This is a genomic window from Ktedonosporobacter rubrisoli (assembly GCF_004208415.1).
Taxonomy (GTDB): domain Bacteria; phylum Chloroflexota; class Ktedonobacteria; order Ktedonobacterales; family Ktedonobacteraceae; genus Ktedonosporobacter; species Ktedonosporobacter rubrisoli.
This window is the reverse complement of the sequence record NZ_CP035758.1, coordinates 2,375,413-2,395,435: the sequence shown is the minus strand read 5'-3', so window position 1 is coordinate 2,395,435 and position 20,023 is coordinate 2,375,413. Positions and strand designations below refer to the sequence as shown.

The following is a 20,023-nucleotide window of genomic DNA, read 5'->3' as shown; positions in this document are numbered from 1 at the left end:
CTCTCAATGCTCCTTTGTTGCTACCAAGGGAGCATTCGTCTGCTCACAATAACATGCATAGGGAGCCATTCACTTTCATCATCCTTCTGTGCTTTCTTTCCATCAGGAATTGACCATACATTAATCTTATCAGTATATTCAATAACTAAATACTCTTTCTAAAAGCAGAAAGGCCTCGATAGCTAGCGATGTATCGTGGTCGGGGAAAGATCGATCTACACTTTGCGCATACACCGATCCTGGTGGCTTTTGCGTATGATGGCAAAGCACGTTTGATGATCCCAACTGACCAGGTGATGGGACGTTTTGTTCCACTCTCACTGAACTGCAAGTCGCCAATCTTTGCACCTGACAAGGAAACAGGTTTTTCTTGACTTCAAAGGTCTTTTCTTTTATACTCACTTTATGAGTATTCATTCGATGAGCATTGATGGTCTTGACAAGAACTGCGCTTCATCGTCCCGGCAGCTGCTGTTGCTGGTTGGCACATTTTGTGCTCATCGGAAGATACTTCCTGTTTCTCTGTGCATATGTTCCGTAGATTGGACGTTCGCCTGAACTGTCTGTTGCCGTCCCACCACTCTACAAGCGGACGCTCCAGCTCAGCAAGGCACAGGGTTCTCGAAGCACAAATCGGAACTCCTTGAAGAGATACGTGCTATCACTCTACTGATGGTACCTCAGAAAGGGATGAAACATGACAGTTTCAGACACAGACATCAACGTCGCTCCAGAAATCAGTCAGTTTCTTGCTTCCCCCAGAAAAATGTTGATCAATGGACAGTGGGCGGATGCCGCTTCCGGCAAAACCTTTCCCGTCTATAACCCGGCGACAGGGAAAGTCATGGCCCATGTTGCCGAAGGAGACAAAGAGGACATTGACCGCGCCGTCAAGGCAGCACGCAGCGCTTTTGACGACGGTCCCTGGCGCAAGACAATGACACCATCTCTGCGCGGACGCCTGATCAACAAGCTCGCGGATCTGCTCGAACAACATACGGAAGCATTTGCCCAACTTGAATCTCTCGACAATGGCAAGCCTCTAACCGTGGCTCGTGTGGCTGATCTTCCCCTGGCTATCGATCTGTTCCGCTATATGGCGGGCTGGGCTACCAAGATCGAAGACAATACCATTCCTCTTTCGACGCCAGGGCAGTATTTTGCCTACACGCTGTGTGAACCCATAGGAGTGGTAGGACAGATCATTCCCTGGAACTTCCCACCGCTTATGGTTGCACTGGATGACGGTCGATCCAGGTGGCGTCCACTATCTGAACGGAATGTGCAGATGAGTGGATGGTTCCTGCATCGTGGCCTGTGGGGATCTGGCTGTGCTGGAGTGCGTGGTAAGCTGTTTGCCTGTCATCTATCAGTACCAACTGACTCCAGAGAGCGACGACTTGCCCCCTTTGAAAGGAAAGAAAGCAGAGTGTAAGATGTCCAGGAGAGAAATAGAAGTCCGTTTTTTTCTGTTGACCTCTCTAGGGGCATTAGTCCACTCAGGGCAGTTTTGCCTGGAAACCTTCAATCGGGAGCAACTGCTCTCGGATCTGTTGGCCCACTATCCCTTAGAACGCTGGTATGAAATGCAATTGCTGACCAGAGAACAAGTGCGTACCTGGCTCGACGAGGCCCTGGCACTTCTCACGTCAGGCTATAACGATTCCAGTCACCGTGTGGAATGACCCGTAGCGCGTCTCGCATGCGTTCGGTCTGTTTTCCCAACGTGCAGGGGTAGACAAGGTGCATCTGTCGTGCGTATACTGAACAGCTAGAGAACTAGAACATGCATGTAACGCTCCAAGAGGAGGAAAGGGGTTCTTATGTCAGGGATTGTCGTCTCGCTCCATATTGCACCGCAAGCCCGTGCTCCCATGATTTCCCTCCCTGTAGCGCATCTGGTCCCTGGAAAAGGCATTGAAGGGGATCGATTCTTTACTCACTCAAGGCTTCCTCAGCCCGGTGGAAAAACGCCCTATGAAGTGACCCTGGTGGAACAAGAGGCGCTTGAAGCTTTGAGTGCCTTACAGCCAGGAACGGCGATGGAACCGAGTGGACGGCGCAATATTGTGATTCGTTCATGCTCGCTGCAAAACCTGGCCGGATGCCTGTTTCGCATTGGTAAGGTGCTCCTTTGTGGAGCAGCACTTCGTGATGCACCTTGCGACTCTCCTGACTCTACACAGCACAGCGTCTGTGGAGGACTCCATTACCACTGGCTTGGTGCCTCCATACTCACCGAGGGATCGATTACGCCGAGTGACCGTATCGAGAAAGTCCCATACACGCTCGAAGATCTTCAAAGAGAGCTGGTCACGCCTCTACTGATACGACCCGTTGTTCTTCCTGAGAGGTAAGCCCCGCTTCTCTGCTGGCAGGAGCCTCATATAGGAGAAGAGGACTGCTTTTTCACGGCGAAGACCTCGACCCGCGCTACAATGGCCGCCGCATGGTCGAGCTACTCATTGCGGGACTCCTCCCATCACCTCGGCTTGATACTGCTGTTCCCAGAGGGAGCAATTACTTGACTTGCGCTTGCAGAAACCTGTAGGGATTGGGAAGACGATAACTATGAAATCGAGGGTACAGAACATGAGCGCCCTTCAGCTTATCCGCCAGGACCCTGGATACGTGGAGCTTGCTACCAGGCTGGAAGAAATGGCGCAGGTGGCAAGGCTACGTAGCGATATCCCACCTGGAGAAAAAACTGAGGCATTGCGAAATCAATGATGCCGAAAGGGTCCCAGCCTTCGGCTAAGCTCTGCTCTTGATCAGCAATGCCCAATCAATAGTAGTATAAAGGCAAATGCGGATTATGTACACTCTTATTTAAAGAAAATATCGCTGATTAACTTTAAAATATAAAGGAAAGTCGGCCACTTACTTTACAGATCAGGAATAATGTATCTCAAAGGCCTGGAACTATTTATCCGGCTGCACTTCAGCCTACTGTTGTAAGCCGAAGGCAGGCGGCCGTATCTCAAGCCGCCTGCTCGGTCTCTATACACGCTATCAAGCATTTCCGCAGTCAAGGGTTCGCCCTTAAACTGCATCCAGCCAGGCAGCTTGCAGATAGTCTGCGCTATCAAGCTGCTGAAGTTGCTCATCGCGCAACTCCCAGATCTGCCCGCCAAAGCGCTCAATAAACCAGCGATCGTGCGAGATGGCAAGGACAGGTCCCGGGAAGTTAAGAATGGCAGCTTCGAAGGTCTCCAGAATATCCAGGCTGATATAGTTCGTAGGTTCGTCGAGCAAGAGCACATTCGGTTGCCTGGCCACAAGGCAGGCTATCTCCAACTTGCGCTGCTGGCCCTGGCTCAACTGACTCACTTTTTTCGGCATATCTTCAAGACGGAAGAGCCCGTAGCCGATCAAACGGCCGACAAACTCGCCTTCATAGCCAACCTGATCGTAGCGATACGTCTCGATTACCGTCTTCTGCGGATCAAGGGCCGGCTCCTGGGATAGGTAGCCGATGCGCACACCAGGAGCGCGATAGATCTGGCCCTCGTCCGGCTGCTCAAGCCCCATAAGCAGTTTACAGAGCGTGGTTTTGCCGGCTCCATTTGGACCCGTGAGCAATATACGTGCGCGCGGCGCGATGGTAAGCTGTAGATCGCGGAACAGGCTACGCGTCCCAAATTGCTTGCTCACATGTGAAAAGTTGAGCACAACCTGGGATTGCATAGGCTCGCCATTAAATTGCCAGTTACCTTGCAGCAGTTCCGGCGGCTTGGGAATTGGGTCAGCCTCGATGCGCTGGAGCAAGGCCTCGGCCATATGCAGCTTGCTGGCGGAAGTCCTTTGCGCGCTCTGCTCATGGGAGTAACGCGCAAATTTATCATTATCGCGCGCTGGGCCAAAATGCGTTCTGCTCGCGCGCAACCTGGCCTCCCTGATGCGTTTACGCAGCGCCTTGATCTCTTCCTGTTGTCGCTCATATTCCTCCTCCCATTTGGCCCGCTCGGCCTCCCTGGCCTGCACATAGGCATCATAGTTGCCGCTATAAACCTTTAATTGATGCTTATGTTCATCTATCTCAAAGATCTGGTTCACCGCGCGATTGAGAAACTGGCGGTCATGCGAGACGGTCAGCAAGGCTCCTCGATAGGCCGCTAAGTAGCTTTCAAGCCAGGCCATGCTAGCAAAATCCAGATGGTTTGTCGGCTCATCAAGCAGAAGAATATCAGGAGAACTTAGCAACAGGATGGCCAGACCAATGCGCTCCTTTTCGCCTCCCGAAAGCGTATGCACATCGCGATCGCGCGGCAAGTAATCGATGTGTAGGCCTGATAGCACAAAATCGATTTTGTAATCAAGCTCGTAGCCGCCACGCTCCTGGAAGCGTGTGGAGACCTCGCTGTACTCTTCAAGGAGAGCCGGAAGCTGGTCTTCCGTTGCCTGCGACATCGCACTTTCCAGCTGCTGCATGCGCTCCTGAAGCTGATACAGGTTACCAACCGCTTCTTTAATCAGCTCATCAATGGTACGCCCATAAAAATCAGGAGTGGCCTGCGGCAGATAGCCATACTCGACGCCAGGCGCAAACGTGATGCTTCCCTGATCGGCATCTTCGCTATGCGTCAGCAAGCGAAACAGCGTCGATTTGCCCACGCCATTGGGCCCAACGATACCGATTCGATCTTGCGCGTTTACGATAAAGGATATCTCGCTCAGTACTGTAATCGCCCCGTACGTCTTTGTTAGCTGATTGACTGTTAAAAGCATAAATTCAAAACACCTCGATATTGTATATAGAAGAAACAGCGAATAGACGTAATGTAGAGGCGCTATAGCATCATAAAACAGTTAGGCGGAGTTGATCAGTCGTTGAGGTTTATCGGGCCTGTGTCGTTACGTGGTGATGATTCGTCATGGAAACCACTGAGGAGGTAGCCTTCTATAAGCCTGGCATATAGCTGATGCAAAGGAGCACTACCAGCCTTCACGACATACAGGCGTGACATAATAGAACCTCATCAGTGATCGAACAGAAGGCTTTAGCCTTCATCCTATGGAACCTCGCAGATTTAGCGCTTTGGGACGAGGTCATAAGTTGACGATGCTATTAGTGCCTGTAGGTCGTAATCTTCAATGCTTAGTCTCCTCGTTTCAGTATGCTTAAGCGATCCAATAGGTGATTAAGTATTGTTCGCTTTCTATCCCCAAAAGGATATCAAACTTATGGCCAAAGGTCAAGTGCTCAACCAGCCAAAAAGTTACTGATCCAGGCTACCGTCAGGACTCAGCTCGCAAAAATGGGCTAGCATCTTGACTTCAAAACGCGCATGCACTACGATATGATCAGCAAGAGCATAAGTTGTTAAATAAGCAAAATATTCCGAAAGGCGCGGCATTTGAGCTATGAGCGCAGCCCTTGTCTGTGATTTCTGTGGAACGACCCTGCCGGAGCAAAGCAGCTTTTGCCCACAGTGTGGCAAAGCTATGCATGTTCTTCAAGCTCAGGGAGGAGCAAGTGTCGGTTCCGGCTCCTTATTACAGCAGCGCTATCGCCTGCTAGAGAAAGTTGGCGAGGGCGGTTTCGCGTTCGTCTACAAAGCCAGAGACGAGCAACGTCATGGTAAGCTCGTAGCCGTCAAGCAGATCAATCTTGCAGCCATGAGCGCCCAGGAAAAAATCGAGGCCACCGATACCTATAATCGCGAGATCACGCTACTCTCAGCGCTCTACCATAAAAGCTTGCCCCGCCTCTACGATCATTTTACCGATCCCGAGCACTGGTATATTGTGATGGACTACATCGCTGGCGAGACGCTTGAAGATCGGCTGGCCAAATTTCCTGGCGGGCGCCTGCCTCTGCGCGACGTCGTGTCCATTGGCCTTGCCCTCTGCGACGTGCTGAACTACCTGCACACGCAAGATCCACCGATCATCTTTCGTGACGTGAAACCTGCCAACATCATGCTCACACGCACTAATCACGTCTATTTGATCGATTTTGGGATTGCCAGGCGCTATCGAGAAGGCTCACGTAGAGATACTGGCGTGCTGGGCTCGCCTGGTTATGCCGCCCCTGAACAATACGGCAAGGCGCAGACAACGCCTCAAAGCGATATCTACGGGCTGGGAGCGACGCTGCAAACGCTGATCACTGGCAAGGAGCCGCTGGATATCCACATGACAGGCATACCGTCCGATTGCCCTATCCCGCCTCTCCTCCGGCAACTCCTCGCCCATATGCTGGAACGAGATCCAGCCTTGCGCCTGGCCAGCGCAAAGGAAGCTCAGCAAGTGTTGAAAAGCCTTCAACAGGCCCTGTGGATGCCGCCGCTCTGGATCTCGCTCCCCGGCCTGCTCCTCCTCGGCACCTTTGTACTTACCCATTACCAGATGAAATCAGGCTGGATCGGCTTGATGGTCCCGGCGGCCGCCATATTCTTTTCACGCCTGGCTTATTACAAAAATGAGATCTTCCAGGCCCTGAGCCTAAAAGAGCGCATGTCAGTTTGGATCAGGTTCCTGCTTGGCATGCTCTTCTGGAGTCAGTTTGTCGCCACTCTTAATTATGGGCTCTTCAGCGGAGGGTTCTGGGTAACCATAGCCTTGCTCGCGATCGGCATACTTGTTCTGCTCCCCAATACCTGGCTTGTGGGCAGCTATCTGCACAGATTCGTAGCCTGGCTGCGGGCAAAGAGAAAGCCGCAGGTCGTAGAGCCGCAAAAGCAGACCCAACCTTAGCCTAACTTTCTCATCTCAAAAATGGACTAGCATCTTGACTTCAAAACGCGCATGCACTACGATATGATTAGCAAGCGCACTAATTGTTAAATAAGCAGAAGATTACGAAAGGCGCGGCATTTGAGCCATGAGCGCAGCCCTTGTCTGTGATTTCTGTGGAACGACCCTGCCGGATCAGAGCAGCTTTTGCCCACAGTGTGGCAAAGCCATGCATGTTCTTCAAGCTCAGGGAGGAGCAAGTGTCGATTCCGGCTCCTTATTACAGCAGCGCTATCGCCTGCTAGAGAAAGTTGGCGAGGGCGGTTTCGCGTTCGTCTACAAAGCCAGAGACGAGCAACGTCATGGTAAGCTCGTAGCCGTCAAGCAGATCAATCTTGCAGCCATGAGCGCCCAGGAAAAAATCGAGGCCACCGATACCTATAATCGCGAGATCACGCTGCTCTCAGCGCTCTACCATAAGAGCCTGCCCCGCCTCTACGATCATTTTACCGATCCCGAGCACTGGTATATTGTGATGGACTACATCGCCGGCGAGACGCTTGAAGATCGGCTGGCAAAGTTTCCTGGCGGGCGCCTGCCTCTGCGCGACGTCGTGTCCATTGGCCTTGCCCTCTGCAACGTGCTGAACTACCTGCACACGCAAGATCCACCGATCATCTTTCGTGACGTGAAACCTGCCAACATCATGCTCACACGCACTAATCACGTCTACCTTATCGATTTTGGGATTGCCAGGCGCTATCGAGAAGGCTCACGTAGAGATACTGGCGTGTTGGGCTCGCCTGGTTATGCCGCCCCTGAACAATATGGCAAGGCGCAGACAACGCCCCAGAGCGATGTCTACGGGCTGGGAGCGACGCTGCAAACGCTGATCACTGGCAAGGAGCCGCTGGATATTCATATGACAGGTATACCGTCCGATTGCCCTATCCCGCCTCTCCTCCGGCAACTCCTCGCCCATATGCTGGAACGAGATCCGGCCTTGCGCCTGGCCAGCATGCAGGAAGCCCAGCACGCGTTGAAAAGCCTTCAACAGGCCCTGGGGGTGCCACCGCTCTGGATCTCGCTCCCCGGCCTGCTCCTCCTGGGCACATTTATATACACTCATGGACAGGCGGCTTCAGGCGTAATAAGCTTTCTGGTAGTAGCTGCCACCTTATTCTTTTCACGCCTGGCTTATTACAAAAATGAGATCTTCCAGTCCCTAAGCCCAAAAGAGCGAATATTGTTCTGGGCCAGATTCATGTTTGGCTTGTTCTTATGGGCCACATTTGGCGCCACGCTTGGCTACGAGTTCTTCCACGCAGAGCTCTGGGTAGCCATGGCCTTACTCGCGATCGGCATACTTGTTCTGCTCCCCAATACCTGGCTTGTGGGCAGCTATCTGCACAGATTCGTAGCCTGGCTGCGGGCAAAGAGAAAGTCACAGGTCGTAGAGCCGCAAAAGCAGACCCAACCTTAGCCTAACTTTCTCAATCGGCCGATTCAAGGATGATATCTTGCTGATGGGCAGCAAGGGCCTGGGTATAGCGCTCAAGGCCCAGGCGATATTCCTCGATAGCTTCCTGGCCTCTCTTAGTGAGATCCATGCCCAGGACGACATGCTTAAAGCCTTCTTTATGCAGCGCCGCCATCATCGCTTCGGTCTCGCCGGGACGAAAGATCCTCGCCGGTGTCCCGATGGCAATATGCTGCAAGGGGACGTGCTGGCCCTCCTCAAGCGTCGTGCCGATATGCACGATGCCTTGCAGCGTTACTGTGCAGTTATCCTTAATGCGCGCATTATTGAAGACCAGCGCCCCGGTGGCAATAAAGCAGTTCTGCCCGATCGTGCAGCCGACCAGGTAGGCGTGAGGACCAACCAGGCTATGATTGCCGAGCACAAGAGGAAAAGAGCGCTGCTTTCCTCCGGCAGCGCGCAGCACGGCTTGCTCCATGACCAGGCAGTGCTCACCGATCGTCACGGCTGCACCCTCAGCCGTGATTACCGCCCCATGCAGAATACGGCAGTGCGCGCCTATCTCTACTTCGCCCGAAATCAGCGCGGTTGGCGCCACATAAGCAGTAGGATGAATTCGCGGGCTCTTGCCCTGATGTGCTATCAGCATAATGCGTTCCTTCCTATCTTTTAGCTTAAAACAATTTTGAGTCGGCTTACGAGCGCTCAGCATGCTCCGCACGAATTTGCGCGATGTGCTGGCGCAATAAACGTAGTCCCGACGCGTCAAGGCGCGTAACATACTCGTGGATGGGTTTATCCTGCGGCCAGCGACCCTGATGCACGCTCAAGCCGATACGCGAGACATAGAGATGCTCGCTATGCGCAAAGACGTTTGCCATCTTCTCCGGCTCATCTAAGCCTACCGGAAGATACTGCAAATGCACCAGGCCGGTTCCGCGCAACATCCGTTCCATATTATTGGCCAGGCGTTGGGTAGCACAGATGAGTCCGACAGGCGTATCTTCAGGCAGAGGGGCCAGTTCAGCCAGCACAGCCTCATAAGATGGCTCAACCATCAGCCCCAGCACGTTCCTGCTTTCTCCCACAAGCTCTTGCAGTTCCGCAACGTGAGAGAGCACCGTAGCAATCACCTCAAATTGCCTGAAGAAATCTGCATCAACAGCCTGTAACTCATCAAGTAGGAGCGCGGTGATTGGCGCACCGGTATGCTCGCGAATCGTGCGCGCATGATACTCAAGGTCGGGCCGATTGCACTCGGTAAAAAGGATGCGCACATCCTGCGCGGGTGCCACAAATGATTGGGCCCGCGCATAAATCGTGCGAGCGAAAACTTTTGCCGGCACACCCGCCTGTTCGGCCATAAGCAGCGTCTCATCAATGAGATCGCGCAAATTACTGGCAACATCGGCCGGGACGTGTGGAGGGTTTTCGGCCACATAGGTACCACGCCCGGGAGCTGTGGCAATATATCCCGCGCGCTCAAGTTCCTGATAGGCAACGCGCACCGTATGGTAGTTGACGCCTAGCTCCCCGGCGAACTCACGCACTGGGAGCAAGCGCGTTCCCGGCCTCCACAGGCCCATCTCGATACGATATTTGATCTGCTCAGCAATCTGTTGATGCAGCGGCTGCGGCTCTTTGGGATCAATGTTAATCTCTTGCATTTTCTCGATCTATTGATATATATCCTTAGATCAAATATAGCATATAAATCTGCAACTGACAAGTGGCGCACGGGTAAACAGCCTGATGCTCTGTTTGTAAATGTCGTAGCAACGCTTGAGCAGCGATCCAGCCCGCATACATCTAACTTATTATCCCTGCTCCTTGAAAGTATTAGCAAGGAAATATGGCAAAAGATGTCATAATCGCCAGAGTTCACTGAGGCAAGCCATGTACAGGCAAGCTCATCTCCACGCGCTTCCAGAGTCCTGGATAGTCTATGACCAATCCCCGCACATCGACTGGCAGATCGGCGGTAAAATTGCGTTCCAGGCCATCATAGCGGTATATTCCACCAGAAGCTGTACGGGAAAGACAAGTATAACGCTGACGAACCGGGCTGATAGAAAGATCAGGAATAGCAATATAGACGACCTGAAGATCAGCGCTCTCTCCCGGTGAAAGTGCCAGGCGGCGAAGGGGTAACGTGTTTGTAAAAGGAGTACAGGAAATATCGATATAGAGGCAACCATCCAGTTCTGAGCGTGTAGCACCTGTGGCATCTGTCCAGTGCCCTTGACCATCAGTATACAGATGCACGGCCTGATCTTTTTCCCCACCTGACTGGAGAAGGCATCCTCGCATGTTCCAGTTGTTATCCATCCGCACCTGATACCAGAGACGAAAAGGAGTAGCTCCCTCGACGCCAAGTACAATGCTATCGGCGATAACATCTGTCTCGTTCTCCACAAGGCGTAACTGCTCAAGGCCCGGCAGTGCTAGAGGAACCCACCATATATAAGATTCCATCGCAAACCTCCATTGTTGTTAACCGGCAATCATGTTATGATAGTAACATCAATCTTACAAAAAATCAATGCTAAATCATTTAGGTGGTTAACATGAGCAAAGAAGATAGCCAGGAAGCCCCTGGAACACTGGAGATAGTACGCACCTTTCTCAACACATGGCGAATTCCTAACGACACGCGCGAACCAATCGATGAGTTCGCATCTCTTGAAGCCATGCAGCACTTTTACGCTACCCACTTCGAGGCTTCTGGCGCGGACTCAGCAGCCTCCATCATACCCGAACTGGTGCGCCAACTGCGTGCTGATCTACGAAGTATCCTAGGGACAGGTGACATTCTGCGCCTGAATAAGTGGTTGGTCAGGCAGCCAGTCGAAGTCGTGCTCACACCAGACTCAGATGAAATACCTCTTCTCAAGTATAGGCCAGCAGGGAAAGAGGGGTGTAGATTGTGTGCAGAGGTGCTAGCACTGGTCGTGGAAGCTATCGCACACTCTACCTGGACGCGCGTGAAGGCGTGCCCGGATTGCCAATGGGTCTTTTACGATCACACCAAGAATAAGAATAAGATCTGGTGCCTCATGACAGCTTCAGGACCCCAAGGACGCTCCTGCGGCTCGATCTCCAAGGTTAGAAACTTTCGCAAACGCCAAAAAGCGCGAGCCGCCAGAGCGTTGAATTTACCTGATAATTTCTGATCTTCCTTACTATTCTCATCACAGCTAGCCTGAGCAGCTTTTTTCTTATATGTCTTGCACTTTACAGAGCCTTGATTAAATAGGCTTCCTGATCTGTTATCCCATCAACATTACTAACCGGGGCAGTGCTTGTTCATTCTCTCAATGAACAAGCATCAGCAATTCTATACTCTAAACTTACGGTTGGGGCGTAAAGATAAAATTGGAGAATACTGCAGTGCCGGCGTTGCCTTGCCCATCAATCAATAACTCAACATAATCTGTCTGGCTCAAAGTCTTATCATCCAGCTGAGCTACCTGAGCTCCATTGAGAGCCAGGCTTTGGGTAGAGCCATTTGCAGTTGCCTCCATCGTATAGATTCCCTGTTGAGCTACATTTCCCTGGGCCAGGCGCCGCCCCTCGCTGCTATGCCCATCATACAGTAAGATTTGCCAGAAGCCATTCGAACAGACAAAGTAAGCATAGCCTGCTCCTCGCGTGCTCATCCGGGTTTGCAAGCCGGCACAGCCATTATTAAGCTGGCTCACATCAATCTGTACTTTCACTTTATAATTTTCAGGGAAATTGCCGTTAAGCCCATAGAAAGCCACATTGCCGATATATTTTGTATTGGCTGGCTGAGATAGTGCCAACCCTTGCGACTGACAATGAGCAGTGACATAATCGCGGCTCTCGACGGTTGGTTGCCATTGCCCCGGACCTTGATCGCAGCCAAAGCCAGGTGTGGCCACGGTATAGCTGGCCTGAGCGTCCTTACTGGCCTGAGCTGTCGCAGTCGCCAGCAGGTTATTATTAGTTAAATGTGTATCGATAAGCGGCATATAGACAAAATGTGAGAAGAGAGCCGCAGGAGGACTCTTAGCCTTAAAATCGGAAATACCAAAATTGATTCCGTAACTGTCGGGGTATGTCGCATCAACGATTGTGGTAATCTTCTGGTCATTAATCCAGAAGGTCATGCGTGGTCCATCAACTTCAGCAGCCAGCGTAAAGGTTTTGGCAGGTTTAACAAAACCTTTGCTGAATACTACATCCGTGTCATCAGTTGTATCATTTGTACGGCCAGTACTCCAGCTTCCATCTGTCTTTACCTCAATAGAATCATTGCCATAGCCATTGTCTTGACCACTTAAAGCATTCTCATTCTGATTGCGAACCCCCAAATCAAAGCTTGCCGCATCCGTACCATTAACAATCGTGGCAGTAATTTGCGTGCGAAAATGACGAGGCAGAGGTTTAGCTTGACTCTCATATATAACCGTCGCATACGAGTCATAGTGAGCGTTGTGCTGAACCAGTAAGCCATCTGATTTGCAGGTTGTGACTGTCGAATCATCGTTGACAGTCTTATGCCCTGGCGTCCCTGTTGGTATAACATTTGTGCCCAGGTCAGCAGATGCTGTCGGTGTAACAATAGTTTTATAGCGACCTCCGATCCCCCAATTAGCCCCTTTAGCACATCCCGGCCCTGGAACTGAAGCGATATAAGGCTGTTGTATCTGGGCTGTAGGCGTGGTGTTAAGGGAGAGCGTTGGAAGAGCTTGCGTGGGCAATCCATTGCCGGTAGAAGAGGTTGTACATGCTAACAGACCGCTTCCAAGCAAGATTGCACAAGCCAGAAACAGTAGCGCATACCAACCATATAGTCGTGGCCTATCCCTGAACATTACTGACTTCTACCTCCTTAAATAAGCCAATAAATTGATTTATATGAATGCAATTGTTATAAGTATATCAATAAATTCTGGCAAGGTAAAAGATCACAATTCGATCTTTTGGTACTTTTCTTGAGATAAGCTAGAACGTTAACATATTAACCTGGCAAGAAGTATAAAAGCATCTACTTTGCGGAAGATAAAGCCCCAGCTCGGTCGAGAGCCAGTAAAGCCGGGAGTTGTGCTATACTAAGCACATGAATACATCTGCGCCGATTGGGGTTTTTGATTCGGGAATGGGTGGTCTCTCAGTATTGCGCGAGATCCGCGCTCTTCTACCTCATGAGCACCTGTTCTATATTGCGGATTCAGGTCATGCGCCCTATGGCGATAAAACTCTTGAGTATGTTCAACAGCGTGCGCTCCTTTTGACAAGCTTTTTACTTGAGCAGGGCATCAAGCTGCTGGTCATCGCATCTAACACGACAACAGCAGCTTCGGCAGAAGTGCTGCGCGCAAATTTTAGTGTGCCGATCGTGGCAATGGAACCGGCGATTAAGCCGGCAGTGGCTGCGACAAAAACCGGAGTTATCGGTATCCTGGTGACGGTGGCAACCTCGGAGAGCACGCGCTTCTCCTCGCTCCTCAAACGCTTCGGGCAGGATGTCAGGTTGGTTACACAGACGGCGCCGGGCCTGGTTGAGCAGATTGAGAATGGTGATCTGGACGGCCCACAAACCAGAGCGCTTGTCAAAAAATATACAACCCCTCTGTTAGCGGCCGGAGCCGATACGATCGTGCTCGGCTCGACGCATTATCCACACCTGCGCCCCTTGCTCACTGATGTCGTCGGACCGGCGATCACCCTTATCGATACAGGCAGGGCGGTTGCTCGTCAGGTACAGCATATCCTGGATACTCATGGACTGGCAAACCTTACTTCGGAGCCGGGCCGGGAGCGTTTCTGGACGAGTGGCGATCTTGCGCTCAGTCAACGCGTAATAATGCGCCTATGGGGACAAGCTATCGATCTTCAAAGCTTACCGGCAGCCTATAGCTGATCTCTAGCTTCCCAGCAAACACTTATCTGGCTCCAATCCACCCGGTACGCATATTTCCAAGCTTCTCGTACCAAGCAGGCAGCCAATAAGGATTCGGCTACCTGCTTGTCCTGGCTGATAAAAATCAAGCCTGCAATATTATTGGACGCCTATTGGCCTCACCAATGACCAGAACTCCTGAGTAGCCTGGCGCAGAGGGATACCAGTTGCTCCCACGGTATTGAGCTGGACCGGCTCACAATTTTCATAGGCGATGGCGGTCGTCAGCCAGGCCCCACCCTGTGAGAAGATAAGCATATAGTATTTGAGAGAACCGGATGCAGGGCAGCTCTCATGGTTGCCATTCCGAAGGGGCAAGAGGGGCAGAGCATATGTTACATCGTATATTTTCCTGACGCGCTGCAGCTCCTCATTATTATGGCCCAGATCCATAAAGGTAAGGCCATTGTCTTGCCCGTGCTTAGTAAAAGCAATTCTCATCTCTAAGCGATCAGGAATTGCCTTTGCAAAACTTGTGGTCGCCAGGGTCTGCTCAAGCAGTTGCTCAACTGTCTGATCCATTGTTCGCCACCCCTCTTCCGACATAATGCGGACGGCCTTGCAGGCTCCCTTGAAGATCTGCACACGCAACATCTTCTCGCCTTCGAAGAAGTAAAGATCGTCAAAAGGCATACCAACCGGCGCGCATTGATCCGCTTGCCGAGGAAGCTGATGTAACGCCGTAAGAAATTTTTGCACCTGGGATGCTGAGGTGACGCGGGCATAGAGCGGGGGTTGCGTCTTATCTGTATAGCGTACCACGGCTAGAGAATCAGGCTGCTTGACGCCAGCGGCACTATCGTAAGCCTGACGCAATACTTGCCAGAACTGCCGGTCTGGCTGCCGCCAATCGCCGCTGCTGAGCATGAGATCGCCACAGCCGCTGCTGTTGGCTACCATCATCTCGACAAGCTTATCCCCATTCCAGAAGCTAAGCGCATAAGATAGACCCAATTGCATAGTACATATTCTATCCTTCTGTGGCTTTGGAAGCGCTTGCGCTTGCGCATAAAGCTTCTGGATCAATTCTTGATCGTTTATGACGACGCGTTTAAGCGGCGCTGTTTCGCCAGGTCCGAACAGCTTGATCTGAAGTTTAGTCAAACTGTTGTTATGCTGGGCCTGGCTCTGCGCATGAGCCTGCTCGGTAGAGCCACAGCCAACCACGAGCAAGGCCATCGACAAGATAAGTAATAGGTGCTTTCCAACCCTCATTTTTTTCTCCTGACGTGAAGTAGGCAAAGATACATCTCTCACTGTAGGGACGCTAGCAGACGGCATTTAGTTCCCTATGGGAAGCAAGGGCTAAAAATGCCTCAGCCCTTGCTTAATGCTGTTGCCGTTGCCCATGGAGATGAGGGTGATGCCAGGTATAACAGCCAGTGCAATTATTCCAACAATCGATGCCGAATTAACAGGTACTTCAAGCAGTTATTCGCTGTACATTCTGGGCCTTGATCGCGTCTGCAGCTATCTTATTGAACTTATAATAGTGACGTTCCAGGTTGTCAGCGCCTTCATCCAGTGGCACAACCCAAAAGACAGCACTTGCACCAGCAAATGCTTTGTTGACGACTTCGGCATCGTCAGTTGAACCCTTGATGACTTCTACGCGCTTATGACCTTCAAGGGCAAGCCCGGTCGGATCACTAACAATCACACAAACTGACTCTCCAGCCTTTAAAACATGATCGAGGGCTTGCTTTCCAATAGTGCCTGTCGGGGTGGTAATAACAATCATAAACAAACTCCTTTTCATGCGAGCGCTATTGCAGACAGCTTAGGCGACGTAGTAGATGTTGGCGACGCCAGGTTCAACCTCCAAGGCATCTATCACTGTCATGCTCTCGGTATCCATGACCAGGTTGGCCACAAAGAGCCGCTTCCCATCGGGCGTGAGTTCGAGAAACCCGCCAATCGTCGAGAGCTCAACTGGATCTGATTCTTGATGCGTCTGCAGATCGATAGAGGTGACGAAGCCTTGCAAGTGCTGGACCACCCGGAGCAGGCGGGTGCAATCGCGCGCCGTCGCAGATCCCTCGGCCCTGCGACGCTTGTAGTCTGCAATAACTCCTTGCGCCCGCAGGCGCGCGATCCCGCGTACGTGTGACACAAAGAGTCGTTTCCCATCCGGTGACACGAGTAAGTGATCTGACATTTCGCTGAGCCGGATCTGATCAACGCGTGTATCGCGGGTCGGATCGATCAGGTGGATGAGAGGCTCTTTGTAGTCACACAGATAGACCAGCCCGCTAGCCGGATGGACCGCGATCTGCTCGGAGCCGTTGGGAAGGGGAATTCTCTCAACGAGTTCGCGACGTTCGGTATCGATCACCGAGACATGCGGAGTCTCTTTATTGGCCGTATAGATTTTCTTGCCGTTCTCAAGCAAAACAAGCCAGTGGGGGCCTGGAGCCTCGGTTGGAATAGCATCAAGAACTGCATGTGACTTTTCGTCCATCACCAGGACACACCCGCCTCGTGACTCGCAGGTGATGTAGAGCAGCCCGCGTTGCTCGTCGAGGGCCAGGCCATGTGGGCCAAAATCGGGAGAGAGATCAATAACCTCTGCGATCTGGCGCTGTTCCAGGTCGAGCACAATCAGCTCATGCCCCTTGCCAAGATCGAAGCCATACCAGCCCGCCCGGTAGGCAATGGAGATATAGGCGCGGGATTTATCAGAGGGAATACAGATCTCGTGGGGTTGAGGAAGTGTTTCGACGGTCGCCAGTAAATCATAGCTCTCCCCATCAAAGAACTGTACGTGCGCAGCGTGGGGATTCGTTGTAAGGATGAAAGGTCGTCTGTGCGTCATAGAATGTCCTCCTTCTCGCGAATCGATGTTCCATGATCCGAGAAAATGGGCAACAAAAAAGCCAGACGCGCATCTTCTACGAATCGATGGAGACCATCGTAGAGTTGTAAGATGCCGGGTCTGACGTTCGACACACGGCCAACCCCTCTAGCGGAACCAGGAGGCTGACATATATATTTCTAATTATAGCTCAGTATAGAATGCAGCTTCTCTTTTGTCAAGGCAAAAAGGCGTTCATCTAAGATCAGTTTTCCTGGGTACCCTCCATATGGCAAGGCACCATAAGCCTTGTTATACCCAATACTCAGTGCAATTAAGCAGGTGGAGAGTGTTGCAGGATGAACAGATAGTACTCACAAGCTTTATCAAGCTTCCAGAGAGACAAGGAAAAAGCGCGGCGGCAACGCCGATGTTGTATGATAGTTTTAGGATTCTCATTTCGGTCTGTATCCTGGCTCTATTCGCACCTTATTGAAAACAGAATGCAAACCTGCTCCCTGATTATGCAAAAAAAACAGCGTAAGCATTATTGCGAGCCGTAGAGGGAAAAACTACCATCCGGTCGCGGAGACACAGACAGATCAGGGAAGAGCAAGAGAGCCAATATATTGAGCGCCCCGTCGACTGAGATGAGAGGCTTGCTAAGCATTTATTTTTGATTGAGGAAGGATTGCACCATATGGCTCAGACACCTGATATCGTTATTATCGGCGGTGGCGTAATTGGCTGTTCGATTGCCTACCACCTACGTAAAGCCGGCGCTGAGGTCCTGGTCATAGAGAGGGAAGAGGTAGCAGCCGAGGCATCAAGTGCGGCGGCTGGACTGCTCTCTCCCCTCGGCAATATCAATCAGCCCGGGCCTTTTGCCGATCTGCTGCTGGCCAGCTGGCGGCTGTATCCTGAGCTCATCCCGGAGCTAGAAGAGGCAAGTGGCATCGACGTGGAATATAAGCAGGTTGGGGCTCTGCACGTGGCAACGCAGGAACAAACAGTTGAGAAGCTCCGGCACTTTAAGCAGCTCTGGGAAGAGCACGGCGCACGTGTGAACTGGCTCTCGGGCGACGAGGTTCGCGAGATGGAACCCTTGCTCAGTCCGCACGCGCTGGCAGCCCTCCATACTCCAGAAGAAGGAAGCATGAAGGTAGAGCGCCTGACCAGAGCGTTTGCTGGGGCAGCCCGCCAGCTTGGTGTACGTTTCCAGGAACATACAGAAGTCAAGGGCTTTCAGCGCGACGGCGCACGTGTCACGGGAATCCAGACAGTCGCCGGAGAGACCATCGCTTGCAATCAACTGGTAATCGCAAGCGGTGCCTGGTCTGCGCGCTGCGGTGAGTGGTTGGACGTAGCGATTCCCGTCGAGCCAGTCCGTGGCCAGATTCTCTCGCTACGCCAGATGCAAACGCCGCTCAGGCATGCAATCTTCTCAGAAGAGGTGTATATGGCGCCCAAGCTCGATGGCACGATCTATGTTGGCGCCACAGTTGAGCGCGTAGGCTACGATAAGCGCAATACAGTTGGTGGCGTGGCCTGGGTCCTTAACAGCGCGATGCATATCGTCCCCGAATTTGAGAAGGCGGGCATCGTGAATATCTGGGCCGGTTTGCGTCCCGGCACACCTGATGGTGTACCGATCCTGGGACGCGCTCCCGGCTGGGATAACGTCATACTGGCAACTGGGCACAATGGGCAGGGCTTTGAGCTGTGTGCAATTACCGGCCGGACGATTGCCGGACTGGTCCTCAGCGGCCAGACTCCCGCATTGATTCGCGCCTTTGGCCTTGAGCGCTTTGGGCAAGGCCAGCAGCCTCTATCAAGTCAAGATCTTCCGCGCCGCTAGCTGGCGATCCTGACCAGGCCTATGCTTGCTGACGCACGTGTAACGCTATCCCACACGCTAAGCTAGCCTTCGCGCAGCACATCGACGATAACGCCAAGGGCCCAATCGAGCGTGGCCTTATCAATGATCAGCGGTGGAGCGAAGCGGATCACTGATTCGTGCGTCTCCTTACAGAGCACGCCCCGCTCCTTGAGCTTCTCGCAGAAGCGGCGTGCTCCCCCAGCTTCGGGAAGCAATTCAATGCCAATCAGCAAGCCCTTCCCTCGTACCTCCTTCACCAGAGGCGTCTTATTGGCCTGCAGATAGGCAAGGGCGGAGCGACCGAGCTGGTCGGCTTTTTCACAAAGCTGCTCATCCTCCAACACATTGAGCGCCTCGATAGCCACAGCCGAGCCCAGCGGATTACCACCAAAGGTTGAGCCATGTTCTCCCGGCTGGAAGACATCCATGAGCGCCCGATCAGCAAGAATCGCGCTGATTGGATACATGCCACCACCAAGAGCCTTGCCAATAATGCTCACATCTGGCCTGATCTGCTCGTACTGATGGGCGAAGAGCCGTCCCGTGCGCCCCAGGCCGGTCTGAATCTCGTCAAGCAAGAGCAGCACATTATTTTGGGTACAGAGCTCTCTGACCTCGCGTAGATAACCCTCCGGCGGCATAATTACTCCGGCCTCACCCTGGATGGGCTCTAACAGAATAGCAGCCGTGCGCGGCGTAATCGCGGCCTCCAGAGCTTTGCTATCCCCATAGGGAACCGCGATGAAGCCGGGCGTATGAGGGCCAAAGTACTTGCGATAGAGCTGCTCCGTCGAGAAAGAGATAGCAGTAATGGTACGCCCATGAAAATTATTGTTAGCCACAATGATCTCGGCCTGGTTCAGCGCTACACCCTTGACGGTATAGGCCCATTTACGCGCCAGCTTCAGTGCCGTCTCCACGGCCTCCACACCCGAGTTCATGACTAAGGCTGCATCATAACCAGTCAATGAAGTGAGGCGCTGCAGCAAGAGTGAGTATTGATCTGTATGAAACGCGCGCGAGGTGAGGGTGAGGCGCTGGGCCTGCTCGGTCAAGGCCTGAACCAGGCGCGGATGACAATGCCCATGATTAAGCGCCGAGTAAGCGCTGAGCCCATCGAGATATTTACGCCCCTCTACATCATAAACCCAGACTCCCTCCCCACGAACCAGCACTACATCTAGAGGCTGATAATTATGAGCTCCATGTTTGTTGTCTAAAAAAAGAAATTCTGTCGTGTCCATAGTCGTGTCCATAAATCTA

General features: G+C 52.3%; 19 protein-coding genes and 1 pseudogene. 10 read left to right on the top strand and 10 right to left on the bottom strand.

Annotated features, from left to right (window positions below):
- Nucleotides 1–188 precede the first annotated feature (188 nt).
- The 5 genes and pseudogenes from EPA93_RS10955 to EPA93_RS48290 all read left to right on the top strand — a co-directional run bounded on the left by EPA93_RS10955 (nucleotide 189) and on the right by EPA93_RS48290 (nucleotide 2,730).
- Nucleotides 189–374, top strand: a complete 186-nt coding sequence (locus EPA93_RS10955; protein WP_129887344.1) for a hypothetical protein — start codon at nucleotides 189–191, stop codon at nucleotides 372–374.
- 323 nt (nucleotides 375–697) lie between these two features.
- A pseudogene (locus tag EPA93_RS10950) lies at nucleotides 698–1,237 on the top strand (aldehyde dehydrogenase family protein); the annotation flags it as partial.
- Between the two features lie 199 nt (nucleotides 1,238–1,436).
- Nucleotides 1,437–1,685 carry a hypothetical protein gene (locus tag EPA93_RS10945; RefSeq protein ID WP_129887340.1) on the top strand — a complete coding sequence of 83 codons (249 nt, stop codon included), beginning with the start codon at nucleotides 1,437–1,439 and terminating at the stop codon, nucleotides 1,683–1,685.
- 138 nt (nucleotides 1,686–1,823) lie between these two features.
- Complete coding sequence (locus EPA93_RS10940) at nucleotides 1,824–2,357, top strand: hypothetical protein (protein ID WP_129887338.1); 534 nt, start codon at nucleotides 1,824–1,826, stop codon at nucleotides 2,355–2,357.
- Nucleotides 2,358–2,571: 214 nt separating this feature from the next.
- Nucleotides 2,572–2,730 (top strand): hypothetical protein, encoded by a 159-nt coding sequence (locus tag EPA93_RS48290; RefSeq protein WP_165423020.1) that lies wholly within the window; start codon nucleotides 2,572–2,574, stop codon nucleotides 2,728–2,730.
- A 312-nt stretch (nucleotides 2,731–3,042) separates the two neighbouring features.
- Here EPA93_RS48290 and abc-f read toward each other — a convergent pair whose 3' ends face one another.
- Nucleotides 3,043–4,728 carry a ribosomal protection-like ABC-F family protein gene (gene abc-f, locus EPA93_RS10935; RefSeq protein ID WP_129887336.1) on the bottom strand — a complete coding sequence of 562 codons (1,686 nt, stop codon included), beginning with the start codon at nucleotides 4,726–4,728 and terminating at the stop codon, nucleotides 3,043–3,045.
- Between the two features lie 636 nt (nucleotides 4,729–5,364).
- Here abc-f and EPA93_RS10930 point away from each other — a divergent pair.
- Both EPA93_RS10930 and EPA93_RS10925 read left to right on the top strand, forming a co-directional pair.
- A complete protein-coding gene (locus tag EPA93_RS10930; RefSeq protein ID WP_129887334.1) occupies nucleotides 5,365–6,699 on the top strand; it encodes a protein kinase domain-containing protein in 1,335 nt (444 codons plus the stop codon).
- Between the two features lie 127 nt (nucleotides 6,700–6,826).
- The gene (locus EPA93_RS10925) at nucleotides 6,827–8,161 is read left to right on the top strand and encodes a protein kinase domain-containing protein (protein ID WP_129887332.1); all 1,335 of its coding nucleotides are present in this window, start codon (nucleotides 6,827–6,829) and stop codon (nucleotides 8,159–8,161) included.
- A gap of 10 nt (nucleotides 8,162–8,171) precedes the next feature.
- On the opposite strand, the gene EPA93_RS10920 is transcribed toward EPA93_RS10925, so the two are convergent.
- The 3 genes from EPA93_RS10920 to EPA93_RS10910 form a co-directional block, all read right to left on the bottom strand.
- Nucleotides 8,172–8,807 (bottom strand): gamma carbonic anhydrase family protein, encoded by a 636-nt coding sequence (locus EPA93_RS10920; protein WP_165423019.1) that lies wholly within the window; start codon nucleotides 8,805–8,807, stop codon nucleotides 8,172–8,174.
- A gap of 46 nt (nucleotides 8,808–8,853) precedes the next feature.
- Nucleotides 8,854–9,825: a GntR family transcriptional regulator gene (locus tag EPA93_RS10915; RefSeq protein WP_129887328.1), complete on the bottom strand. Its 972-nt coding sequence runs from the start codon at nucleotides 9,823–9,825 to the stop codon at nucleotides 8,854–8,856.
- Between the two features lie 214 nt (nucleotides 9,826–10,039).
- Nucleotides 10,040–10,633 carry a putative glycolipid-binding domain-containing protein gene (locus EPA93_RS10910; protein ID WP_129887327.1) on the bottom strand — a complete coding sequence of 198 codons (594 nt, stop codon included), beginning with the start codon at nucleotides 10,631–10,633 and terminating at the stop codon, nucleotides 10,040–10,042.
- A gap of 92 nt (nucleotides 10,634–10,725) precedes the next feature.
- On the opposite strand from EPA93_RS10910, the gene EPA93_RS10905 reads away from it, so the two are divergent.
- Nucleotides 10,726–11,331 (top strand): CGNR zinc finger domain-containing protein, encoded by a 606-nt coding sequence (locus EPA93_RS10905; RefSeq protein WP_129887325.1) that lies wholly within the window; start codon nucleotides 10,726–10,728, stop codon nucleotides 11,329–11,331.
- Nucleotides 11,332–11,508: 177 nt separating this feature from the next.
- On the opposite strand, the gene EPA93_RS10900 is transcribed toward EPA93_RS10905, so the two are convergent.
- Nucleotides 11,509–12,999 (bottom strand): hypothetical protein, encoded by a 1,491-nt coding sequence (locus tag EPA93_RS10900; protein WP_129887323.1) that lies wholly within the window; start codon nucleotides 12,997–12,999, stop codon nucleotides 11,509–11,511.
- Between the two features lie 245 nt (nucleotides 13,000–13,244).
- Between EPA93_RS10900 and murI the strand changes: the two genes are divergently transcribed.
- Entirely contained in the window at nucleotides 13,245–14,048 is an 804-nt protein-coding gene (murI, locus tag EPA93_RS10895; protein WP_129887321.1) for a glutamate racemase, read from the top strand.
- A gap of 138 nt (nucleotides 14,049–14,186) precedes the next feature.
- Here murI and EPA93_RS10890 read toward each other — a convergent pair whose 3' ends face one another.
- From EPA93_RS10890 to EPA93_RS48285, 4 genes are all read right to left on the bottom strand, one after another.
- Nucleotides 14,187–15,302, bottom strand: a complete 1,116-nt coding sequence (locus EPA93_RS10890; RefSeq protein ID WP_129887319.1) for a hypothetical protein — start codon at nucleotides 15,300–15,302, stop codon at nucleotides 14,187–14,189.
- 208 nt (nucleotides 15,303–15,510) lie between these two features.
- Entirely contained in the window at nucleotides 15,511–15,828 is a 318-nt protein-coding gene (locus EPA93_RS10885; RefSeq protein ID WP_165423018.1) for an NAD(P)H-binding protein, read from the bottom strand.
- A 39-nt stretch (nucleotides 15,829–15,867) separates the two neighbouring features.
- A complete protein-coding gene (locus tag EPA93_RS10880; protein ID WP_129887314.1) occupies nucleotides 15,868–16,902 on the bottom strand; it encodes a YncE family protein in 1,035 nt (344 codons plus the stop codon).
- Nucleotides 16,899–17,036 carry a hypothetical protein gene (locus tag EPA93_RS48285; RefSeq protein WP_165423017.1) on the bottom strand — a complete coding sequence of 46 codons (138 nt, stop codon included), beginning with the start codon at nucleotides 17,034–17,036 and terminating at the stop codon, nucleotides 16,899–16,901. The genes EPA93_RS10880 and EPA93_RS48285 overlap by 4 nt, the downstream gene beginning before the upstream one ends.
- A gap of 545 nt (nucleotides 17,037–17,581) precedes the next feature.
- On the opposite strand from EPA93_RS48285, the gene thiO reads away from it, so the two are divergent.
- Nucleotides 17,582–18,739 (top strand): glycine oxidase ThiO, encoded by a 1,158-nt coding sequence (thiO, locus tag EPA93_RS10875; protein ID WP_129887312.1) that lies wholly within the window; start codon nucleotides 17,582–17,584, stop codon nucleotides 18,737–18,739.
- 62 nt (nucleotides 18,740–18,801) lie between these two features.
- Here the strand turns inward: thiO and rocD are convergent, their stop codons facing one another.
- Nucleotides 18,802–20,016 (bottom strand): ornithine--oxo-acid transaminase, encoded by a 1,215-nt coding sequence (rocD, locus tag EPA93_RS10870; protein ID WP_207229506.1) that lies wholly within the window; start codon nucleotides 20,014–20,016, stop codon nucleotides 18,802–18,804.
- Between the last annotated feature and the right edge of the window lie 7 nt (nucleotides 20,017–20,023).